The following is a 9,846-nucleotide window of genomic DNA, read 5'->3' as shown; positions in this document are numbered from 1 at the left end:
CCTCGATCACCGAACCACCAGGGATGATCGAACGGGCGGAGGTCGTCCAGAACGCGGGGAAGGACAAGCTCGCCGTGGAGGCGGCGGATGCCGGCCTTGCGGGCTCCGGCGGTTCTGGATCACGAACGGCCACGGCCAACCAGTCCGGCGACAACATCGGACAGCTGATCGCGCTTCGTCCCAAACAGCCATAGCCGGCCCACCCGCGCCACCCGTCGTCGTCGCCGCGTGACGCGACGAGACGGGCGGCGCACGACCTCGTCGGCCTCCCATGTCGACCCGGCCTCGACGCGGTGGAGTCGCGCCGGTCAACGGCGTCGCGTCGCTGGCGTATGATGATGCGGCGCTTCAACCGTCGACGTTGCGGTCGTCGGGCGACGTGGGGGGCGTCGTGTCGCGCGTGTGCCGAGTGGTTGTGGGGTGTCTACGGAGATGGTCAGTCGATGAGCGTGCAAACAGACGAGCCGAGCACGGACATGGATGTCGAGTACGTCGCCGCGACGCGGCGCCGCGCACTGGTCCGTGTGGCGGTGGCTATCGGGGCGATACTCGCGTTGGTCGTCGTGGGCACCGGGGGATTGGTGGTCGAACGGCAACGGGCCTACGACAGCAACATCGAGCGGATCCCAGACGTGTTCCCGGACGAGGCCGGCCGTCCAGCGGCCGCGCCGGAGCCGCCGGCGCAGGCGGTGGCGCCGGCGGAGAACTGGCTGCTGGTCGGCTCTGACCGACGTGCCGACCAGGGCACGACCGGCGAGGAGGCCGAGGAGCCGTTGTGGGAGTACGGCGCGCAGCGTGCCGACACGATCATGCTGGTCCATCTCCCCGCAGACCGTCGCCACGTGTACCTCGTGTCGTTCCCGCGCGACAGTTGGGTGCCGATCGACGGGCACGGCGAGGCCAAGGTCAACGCCGCGTTGTCGTTCGGTGGTCCGCCGCTGCTCATCGCCACCATCGAGCAGATGACCGGCGTCCGCATCGATCACTACGCGGCCCTTGACTTCGAGGGGTTCGAGTCCATGACCGACGCGCTCGATGGCGTGGATGTACGGGTGGCCCAGACGGTCAGTGACCCGAAACGCGACACCGTGTGGACGGAAGGCTCCCACCACCTCGGCGGCGAGGAAGCGTTGAAGTTCGTCCGTCAGCGGCACAACCTGCCAGGTGGCGACTTCGATCGCATCAAGCGTCAGCAGGCCTTCCTGAAGGCTCTGGCCGGGCGGGCCGTGGACAGGGACGTGCTGATCAACCCGGTGCGACTCAACGCGTTCCTCGAAGCGCTCACCAAGGCGGTCAGTGTCGACGACACGGTCGCCGTCTCCAACCTGCGCTCGCTGGTCGTGCAGATGCGCTCGGTGCGTCCGGACGACATCGCCTTTATGACCGTCCCGACCGCTGGGACCGGAACCGAGGACGGTCAGAGCGTCGTCTACATCGACCCCGACGGGAGCCGACGGCTGTATCGCGCCCTGCGCAAGGACGCGGTAGAGAAGTATGTCGCCCGCTTCGGCGACTCCGTCAACCAGGTCGACACCGTGCAATGACCCCTACGGTGTCGCCCTGGACTGACCCGACCTGACGACCACATACGTGACGACTCGACGCCGAGCGTGGTCGGCGTCGAGTCGTCAGCGGAGTGCGGTGGGCCACCCCGGAGACGCTGGACGTCGGCGCATCTGAGCGGTGCCTGACCTCGACGGGGCCGCGCGCGATGCACGTGCTCGCATGTGGTGGGGCATGGTCGGCTGAGGAAGGACGGTTACGGTGGCCGGCGGTCTCATGAACGGGGTCGGCAGTGACGATCGAACCGCGGCAGGACCACGTCCCCGTCGACGGGGGTGACCTGGCGGTGACCCGCTGGGGTGACCACGGTGCGGTCGTGCTGGCCGCGCACGGGATCACCGCGTCGCATCGGGCGTGGGCGAGGGTGGCCGCGGAGGTGGCGGACGCGCTCACGCTGATCGCACCCGACCTGCGTGGCCGCGGGGACAGCGCGACCCTGCCGCGCCCGTCCAGCATGGACCAGCACGCGCGTGATCTCGCGGCGGTGCTGGACGACGCTGGTGCGCACGAGGCGGTCCTCGCGGGGCACTCGATGGGCGGGTCCGTCGCAGCGGCGTTCGCGAACCTGTTCCCGCAGCGCACGCGCGGTGTGGTGATGATCGACGGCGGTCCCGCGTTGTCGGCGCCGCTGGCACCCGACGTCGACGTCGATGCCACGCTCGGCCGGATCATAGGGCCGGCCCTCGACCGGCTGCGGCAACGCTTCGCCTCGTACGACGAGTACCGCCGCTTCTGGCGCGAGCACCCGGCGTTCCGCGCCGGGGGCGTGGACCCCGCGCTCATCGACGCCTACGCCGACGACGACCTGCACGGCCCCGACGGCGACCTGCGGTCCAAGGTGTCCGCCGACGCTGTCCGGGAGGACGCACGCGACACCCTGACCAGTGAGGCCGTGCACGCCGCGATCGGCCGGCTGCAGGTGCCGGCTGTGCTGCTCCTCGCCGAACGCGGCATGCTCGACGACGAGACGCCCCTGTACCCCCCCGCCCTCGTGGAAGGGCTGCGGACGGCGCAGGGTCCGCTGGAGGTCATCCGGGTGCCCGACACCAACCACTACACGATCGCGATGGGGGACGCGGGTGCCCGGGCGATCGCCCACCACCTCCGTCGGTTCGCGCGCCCGGGAGGCAGTTGAATGGCGCTGGGTGTCGACGGCACGCTGGTGGGGTGCTGGACCGACCACGAGCACCACACCGGGTGCACGGTGGTGCTGGCGCCGCACGGGGCCCAGGGTGCGATCGCCGTGCGCGGGGGCGCACCGGGCACCCGGGAGGCCGCCGCGCTGGGCCCGACCGGCAACGTGCGCGAGTGCCACGCGGTGGTGCTGTCCGGCGGCAGCGCCTTCGGGCTGGCCACCGCCGACGGCGTCGTCGACTGGTGCGTCGAGCAGGGTATCGGCTACGACAAGCAGGTCGCGACGATCCCGATCGTCGGTGCGGCGATCGTGTTCGACCTGCGCCAGCGGGACCAGCCGCGGCCCGGCAGGGACGCCGGGTGGGCAGCGTGTGAGGCGGCAAGCGCCGACGACCCTCCGCAGGGCTCGGTCGGCGTCGGCGCGGGGTGCACGGTCGGCAAGGTCGGCGGGCTGGAGTGGGGATCCAAGGGCGGCCAGGGCTGGGCGGTCGAGCGGGGTGGCGGCGTGACCGTGGGTGCCGTGATGGCGGTCAACGCGCTCGGCGACGTGGTCGACGAGCGCGGCGACGTGCTCGCCGGGTCCCGGGCCGGCGACGACGTGCCGCGCTACCCGCTCGCGCCGATGTCGCCGCCACCGCCGCTGGAGCACACGGTGATCGGCTGCCTGGTCACCGACGCACTGCTCAGCAAGGCCGACGCGGTGCGGGCCGCCGACCTGGCGCACACCGGGATCGCGCGGGCAGTCAGCCCGGCGCACACCAGCTTCGACGGTGACGCACTGTTCCTGCTGTCCGCCCAGCGTGTGGAGGCGAGCCTCGACCTCGTCGCCGAGCTCGGTGCGCGCGCCGTCGCGGCGGCGATCCGCTCGGCGGTCCGCCACGCCGAGGGCATGCCCGGCTTCCCCGCGGATCCACGTGCGCGGTGAGGTGTCGCCGACCCGCCACAACCGCCGGCGGCGGGTCGCTGCGGCGTCCGGAATACAATCGCCGCCATTGACGGGCCCGACCCGAGCAGGAGTGGCGTGAAGCGAGAGCTGGTGCTGACGACCACCGGCGCCGACGACACGCGTCGGCTGGCCGCAACGGTCGCAGGCACGCTGCGCGCCGGCGACGTCGTCTCGCTCACCGGCGAGCTGGGTGCAGGCAAGACCTGTTTCGTGCAGGGCGCCGCGGCGGCGCTCGGTGTCACCGAGCGGGTGACCAGCCCCACGTTCCTGCTGCGTCGGGAGTACGCGGGCCGCGTGCCGATCGTCCACCTCGACGTCTACCGCCTCGACACCCTGCAGGAGGCCGCCGAGCTGGGCCTCGACGAGATGCACCGCTGCGTGACCTTCATCGAATGGGGCGACGCGATGCAGCCCCTGCTGCCGCCCGACCACCTGGAGATCGAGTTCAGAGCGCTGCCCGTCGAGGTCGTCGGCCACGATCCGAGCGACCTGGCCGACGAGCTTCGGCGCGTGGTCGTGCGGCCGCGCGGCGCGGACTGGAAGCGCAGGATCGTCAGCCTCGCCGTCGACTGCGGCCCGTGGCGCGGTGACGGCGGACCCACCCGTCTCGGCGCGCTGGAGCTGTAGGCACATGTCCACCCCAGGTGGTCCGCCGGCCGTCCCACGTCGGAGCGACGGGACGGCCGCGCGGCGGGCGTCGCGCAGGTGCCGCGCATGCTGATCCTGGGCATCGAGACGTCGACCATGCAGTCCAGCGTGTGCCTGGGCACCGAACGGGGGCCGCTCGCATCCGCGAGCCTGGGACGTGGCCGAGCGCACGCCGAGTTCCTCACGCCGGCGATCGAGTTCTGCCTGCACCAGGCCGACGTCGCGATGTCGAGCATCGCCGGCGTCGCCGTCAGCCTCGGCCCCGGCCTGTTCACCGGGATGCGGGTGGGCATCGCGACCGCGCAGGCGCTCGCGCACGCGCACCGCCTGCCGGTCGTCGGGCTCAACGCGCTGGACCTGCTGGCGTTCCCGGTCCGCTACGTCCGGCGCGACCGCCTCATCTGCGCCGTGATCGACGCGCGCCGGTCGGAGCTGTTCTGGGCCTTCTACCGGCCATCGCTGGGTGGCGTCCAGCGCGTGACGGACCTGCGGGTGGGACCGCCGGGGAAGCTGGCCGGTGAAATCGAGGCCGTCCGCGAGGACGTCCTGTGCGTCGGCGACGGCGCCGTCACCGTCGCGCCACTGCTCGAGTCAGCTGGCGCGGCGGTCGCCTCGCACGGCAACGCCTACCCGAACGCGTGGGCGCTGGTCGAGCTCGCGCTGCCCAGGTTCCTGCGTGAGGAGACCCAGCAGGCCGACGACCTGCGGCCGATCTACGTGCGCAGCGCCGACGCCCGCATCTCCTGGCAGAACCGCGGCGCGCTGTACGGCGGCCGTCCGGGCCCCGCGTCGTGAGCGGCGGTCCGGCGGTGACGCTCGACGACATCCGGGCACGTGATCTCGTGATCGTGCCACTCGTCGCCGCCCACCTCGACCAGGTGCTGGCGATCGAGGCGCGGGTGGCCACGGCGGGATGGTCCCGCCGGATCTTCGAGCGCGAGCTCGCCGAGCACGTGTCGCGCTGCTACCTGGTGGCAGTGCGTCCCAGCCTCCAGGGGCCGGTGGTGGTCGGCTACGCGGGCGTGCAGGTGCTCGTCGACGAGGCGCACATCACGACGATGGCGGTGGCCGAGCAGGCGCGTCGGCGCGGCGTCGCCACGCGCCTGCTCGTCGAGCTGCTCCGCGAGGCCCGGGCGCGTGGCGCCGCGTCTGCCACGCTGGAGGTCCGCATCGACAACAGCGCGGCACGCGCCCTGTACGCCGGGTTCGGGTTCCGCCCGGTCGGCGTGCGTCCCCGGTACTACGACGATGCGGTCGACGCCCTGATCATGTGGGCACACGACATCGACGGCGCCGAGCTGGGCAGGCTACTGCGCGCCCGCGACCCCCTCTCGGGTGAGGGCGAGCGCCAGCGAGCCGGTGGGCGGGGATGCCTGGACGGTGCGGCGCCGCGCCACCCCGACGACGAGGAAGCCTGATGGTGTCGTCCGCCGGAGGCGGCCCTGGGCCGTTGGGACCGCAGCGAGCTTGCGAGGTGCGTGACTAAGTGCTGGTCCTTGGCATCGAGACATCCTGCGACGAGACGGCGGCCGCGCTCGTCGCCGACGGCGTCACCGTGCGCGCGAACGTGATCGGATCGCAGATCGACCGTCACCGCCCGTTCGGTGGGGTGGTCCCCGAGATCGCCGCCCGCGCACACGTCGACCTGCTGCTGCCGACGCTCGATCGTGCCCTGGTCGAGGCCGGCGCGATCTATACAGACGTCGACGCGATCGCGGTCACCGCCGGGCCGGGACTGATCGGGTCGCTCCTGGTGGGCGTCGCCGCGGCCAAGGCGCTCGCGCTTGCGCACGACATCCCGCTCATCGGCGTGAACCACCTCGAGGGCCACGTGTGCGCCGCCCAGCTGCAGTTCGGTCTGCTCGAGCCGCCCCTGGTCGCGCTGATCATGAGCGGCGGGCACACCAGCCTGGTGCACGGTGACACCGACGGCAGGCTCACGACGCTCGGGGCGACCCTGGACGACGCGGCGGGGGAGGCATTCGACAAGATCGCGCGCTTCATCGGCCTGCCGTATCCGGGCGGGCCCGAGATCGACCGCCTCGCGCAGGACGGCGATCCGGCTGCGGTGAGCTTTCCTCGCGCGCTGTTGCACGACGGTACGTACGACTTCTCGATGTCGGGCCTGAAGACCGCGGTGATCCGAGAGCTGCGGCGCCGGCAGGTGGCCGGCGAGGAGATCCCGCTGCCCGACATCGCGGCCTCGTTCCAGGAGGCGCTGGTCGAGGTCGCGGTCCGCAAGACGGTCGCGGCCGCCCGGGAGCACGACGTCGAGCAGGTCCTGCTCGCCGGTGGGGTGGCCGCCAACTCGCGGCTGCGCGCCCGGATGGGGCAGGCGTGCGCGGACGCCGGTCTGCGGTTTCTCGCTCCCACTCCGTCGCTGTGCACGGATAATGGGGCGATGATCGCCGCCGCCGGCTGGAACCGCCTCGTCAAGGGGGAGCGATCCCCTCTGGACATGGCGGCCGATCCCGGCCTGACCCTGCAGGGCTGGCGCGCGTCATGAGTGCCTCATGGAGCGTCAGCGGTAGGCACACGTCATGAGTGCCTCATGTAGCGTCAGCGGTAGGCACACGTCATGACCCTGGCTGCGTCCCACGATCCGCAGGCCGTGCGGCTGCCGCGGGACGGCGTCGCGCGACTCGCCGACCGCCTCGAGCACGACTTCGGCCGGGTGGACATCCACGCCGAGGGTGTCGTGGCCCACCAGTTCCTGCTCGACGCGCTGGATAGCGGGGAGCACCGTGCGATGACGGTGTGGCCGTCGGTCGAGGAGCCCCAGGGGGTCTGCTACGTGGGTGCGGGTGGGCTGATCGTGCCCGGCGGCGTGCCCGCATCGGCCCGTCCGCTGGCCGCCGCAGTGCGCTCGTCGGGGTGGCGCGTGCTGGTCGGCGACCTGGAGATCGGCCGCGCCATCGTCGACGACGCCGGCACGGGGTTGTTCCGCCGCCGGCCCTACGCCCGCGAACAGCGCCTGATGGTCGCCGACCGCCGGCCTCCCTCCCCCCCTGACGGTGCGGGCCTGCGGCGTGCCGCGTTGCCGGACGTCGATGTGCTGACCGAGTTCGCGTGCGGGCTGCACGTCGAGGATCAGATGGGACCGCCGCTGTCGCGGGGTGGACGGTCCTCGGTGCGTCAGCGGGTGGCCAACAGCATCCGCCGTGGCACGAGCTGGGTGGTCGAGGCCGACGGACGGGTGGTCGCCAAGATCGACGTCTCGATCGAGAGCCGGCGCCGGGGCGCCCAGCTGGCCGGCGTCTACGTCGACGAGGCGTGGCGCGGTCGCGGCGTCGCACGGCGGGGGATCGCGGCGCTGACCGCCCGACTGCTGGACGCCGGGATGCCGTTCGTCACGCTTCATGTGCGCGCCGACAACACCCCTGCGATCCGCGCGTACGTGGCGGCGGGGTTCGCGCAGCGCCGCCGCTGGCTGCTCGCGCTGCGCTGACCGGCCGGTCTACTGGCGGGGCTGGTGGATGAGGCCCTCGTCCTCGAGTCGTCCGACGAGCTCGTCCGGCTCGGTGCCATAGATCACCGAGAGCGCCCGGAGGTCCTCACCACGGATCGTCAGCACGTTGCCGTTGTAGTCGCCGCGCTGCATCTGGATCGTGTGCGCGAAGCGCGAGACCGGCTTGAGGTCGGGATCCAGGGCATCGCTGGCGAGCTGGCGCAGGTCGAGCATGACCTTGGCGCTCGCCGAGCCATTCGCGGCGCCCGCCAGCTCCTCCTTGGGCAGCAGCTCGGAGACGGGCACGTTGTAGAAGTCGCTCAGCTCGGCGAGCTTGGCGACCGAGACGGCCCGGTCCCCACGCTCGTAGGAACCCACCACGACGGCCTTCCAACGGCCCTCGGACATCTCCTCGACCTGCTGCAGGGTCAGGCCCTGCTGCTGACGGATCGCTCGCAGGCGCGCCCCGAGCCGCTTCTGGTACTCATCGGTTACCAACGGTGTTCCTCCTTCGAGCCCATCGGGAGTCCTACGACCGCAGTCCTACCGCCGATGAGCACGTGTTTGGCCACCGACTCCACGTCAAGTCATGATAACACATCCTTACGGATAGTGAAGACGACGGCGGGGTGTACCGTCGGAGGAGCGGTGACCGCACGCCCTGTGACCCCTTCCTCGAGGCTCCCGAGCCGTCGCATCCCCCAACTTGAGCGTCATGCGCGCAAGTTTACGGGATGGTCATCCGGAGACGCTTGCACTCGACGCGGGGTGTTGCTAGGGTTCCGTCAGCACTCACTTCTCAAGAGTGCCAGCCACATCCTGAGGCAGCCGGCCCCCGGCTGCACGTCCCACCACATAGTGAAGCGGCTGGTGTCCGCCAGCCCACAGATGACATGAAGGAGGACGCATGGCGACCGCGACAAAGGTTGCGCTCAAGCCACTGGAGGACCGGGTGGTCGTACAGGCCAACGAGGCCGAGGAGACCACCGCCAGCGGTCTGGTCATCCCAGACACCGCCAAGGAGAAGCCGCAGCAGGGCACGGTCATCGCCGTTGGCCCCGGCCGGATCTCTGACCAGGGCGAGCGCATCGCACTGGACATCAGCGAGGGCGACACCGTCGTGTACTCCAAGTATGGCGGCACCGAGATCAAGCTCGGTGGCGAGGAGTATCTGATCCTCTCGGCCCGCGACATCCTCGCCAAGGTCGAGTAACGCCCGCCTATCCGTCGCACGCACACCCAAGCGCGCAAGGAGGCTATTCGCACATGGCAAAGCAAATCAAGTTCCACGAGGACGCCCGCCGCAAGCTCGAGACCGGCGTGAACAAGCTGGCCGACGCGGTCAAGGTCACGCTCGGCCCCAAGGGCCGGAACGTGGTCCTGGAGAAGAAGTGGGGTTCGCCCACGATCACCAAGGACGGCGTGACGGTCGCCCGCGACATCGAGCTCGAGGACGCCTACGAGAACATGGGTGCCCAGCTGGCGAAGGAGGTCGCGACCAAGACCAACGACGTCGCCGGTGACGGCACGACCACCGCGACCGTGCTCGCACAGGCGATGGTACGCGAGGGTCTGCGCAACGTCGCGGCCGGCGCCAACCCGATGGCTCTCAAGCGCGGCATCGAGCAGGGCGTGGCGGCAGCCGTCGAGGCGATCGAGAAGCAGTCCCGCGAGGTCGAGGGCAAGGAGGAGATCGCGCACGTGGCGGCGATCTCGGCGGCCGACCCGAGCATCGGCGAGCAGATCGCCGAGGCCCTCGAGAAGGTGGGGAAGGACGGCGTGGTCACGGTCGAGGAGTCCCAGACCTTCGGGATGGAGCTCGAGTTCACCGAGGGGATGCAGTTCGACAAGGGCTACATCTCGCCGTACTTCATCACCGACCAGGACCGGATGGAGGCCGTCCTCGACGAGGCCTACATCCTCCTCGTGGGGAAGAAGATCTCGAGCGTGCAGGAGCTCCTGCCGGTGCTGGAGAAGGTCTCCCAGACCGGGAAGCCCCTGGTGATCATCGCCGAGGACGTCGAGGGCGAGGCCCTCGCCACGCTGGTCGTCAACAAGATCCGGGGCACCTTCAAGTCCGCAGCGGTGAAGGCGCCAGGGTTCGGCG

The 9,846-nt window shown here is 71.1% G+C and carries 12 protein-coding genes; 11 read left to right on the top strand and 1 reads right to left on the bottom strand.

The window, feature by feature from the left end; translation table 11 throughout:
• From VK923_05730 to VK923_05690, 9 genes are all read left to right on the top strand, one after another.
• A partial coding sequence (locus VK923_05730; protein HSJ44167.1) for a hypothetical protein occupies positions 1-194 on the top strand: 194 nt, incomplete at its 5' end.
• Between the two features lie 249 nt (positions 195-443).
• Positions 444-1,544, top strand: a complete 1,101-nt coding sequence (locus VK923_05725; protein HSJ44166.1) for an LCP family protein — start codon at positions 444-446, stop codon at positions 1,542-1,544.
• Between the two features lie 251 nt (positions 1,545-1,795).
• On the top strand, positions 1,796-2,698 hold the full coding sequence (locus tag VK923_05720; GenBank protein ID HSJ44165.1) for an alpha/beta hydrolase: 903 nt from the start codon (positions 1,796-1,798) through the stop codon (positions 2,696-2,698).
• Positions 2,699-3,622 carry a P1 family peptidase gene (locus VK923_05715; protein ID HSJ44164.1) on the top strand — a complete coding sequence of 308 codons (924 nt, stop codon included), beginning with the start codon at positions 2,699-2,701 and terminating at the stop codon, positions 3,620-3,622. It abuts the gene before it with no gap.
• Between the two features lie 96 nt (positions 3,623-3,718).
• Positions 3,719-4,270, top strand: a complete 552-nt coding sequence (gene tsaE, locus VK923_05710) for a tRNA (adenosine(37)-N6)-threonylcarbamoyltransferase complex ATPase subunit type 1 TsaE (protein ID HSJ44163.1) — start codon at positions 3,719-3,721, stop codon at positions 4,268-4,270.
• 87 nt (positions 4,271-4,357) lie between these two features.
• Complete coding sequence (tsaB, locus tag VK923_05705) at positions 4,358-5,086, top strand: tRNA (adenosine(37)-N6)-threonylcarbamoyltransferase complex dimerization subunit type 1 TsaB (GenBank protein ID HSJ44162.1); 729 nt, start codon at positions 4,358-4,360, stop codon at positions 5,084-5,086.
• Positions 5,087-5,100: 14 nt separating this feature from the next.
• The gene (gene rimI / locus VK923_05700; protein ID HSJ44161.1) at positions 5,101-5,709 is read left to right on the top strand and encodes a ribosomal protein S18-alanine N-acetyltransferase; all 609 of its coding nucleotides are present in this window, start codon (positions 5,101-5,103) and stop codon (positions 5,707-5,709) included.
• A gap of 68 nt (positions 5,710-5,777) precedes the next feature.
• Positions 5,778-6,797, top strand: a complete 1,020-nt coding sequence (gene tsaD, locus VK923_05695; protein HSJ44160.1) for a tRNA (adenosine(37)-N6)-threonylcarbamoyltransferase complex transferase subunit TsaD — start codon at positions 5,778-5,780, stop codon at positions 6,795-6,797.
• A gap of 72 nt (positions 6,798-6,869) precedes the next feature.
• The gene (locus tag VK923_05690) at positions 6,870-7,739 is read left to right on the top strand and encodes a GNAT family N-acetyltransferase (GenBank protein ID HSJ44159.1); all 870 of its coding nucleotides are present in this window, start codon (positions 6,870-6,872) and stop codon (positions 7,737-7,739) included.
• A 9-nt stretch (positions 7,740-7,748) separates the two neighbouring features.
• Here the strand turns inward: VK923_05690 and VK923_05685 are convergent, their stop codons facing one another.
• Positions 7,749-8,237: a transcriptional regulator gene (locus tag VK923_05685; protein HSJ44158.1), complete on the bottom strand. Its 489-nt coding sequence runs from the start codon at positions 8,235-8,237 to the stop codon at positions 7,749-7,751.
• A 409-nt stretch (positions 8,238-8,646) separates the two neighbouring features.
• Here VK923_05685 and groES point away from each other — a divergent pair, with 409 nt between their 5' ends.
• Both groES and groEL read left to right on the top strand, forming a co-directional pair.
• Positions 8,647-8,952, top strand: coding sequence for a co-chaperone GroES (groES, locus tag VK923_05680; GenBank protein ID HSJ44157.1), 306 nt, complete (start codon positions 8,647-8,649; stop codon positions 8,950-8,952).
• 53 nt (positions 8,953-9,005) lie between these two features.
• Positions 9,006-9,846 (top strand): chaperonin GroEL (gene groEL, locus VK923_05675; GenBank protein ID HSJ44156.1); only part of this gene is annotated, 841 nt, incomplete at its 3' end.

It is taken from the genome of Euzebyales bacterium (genome assembly GCA_035461305.1).
Taxonomy (GTDB): domain Bacteria; phylum Actinomycetota; class Nitriliruptoria; order Euzebyales; family JAHELV01; genus JAHELV01.
This window is presented reverse-complemented; position numbering and strand designations above follow the sequence as displayed.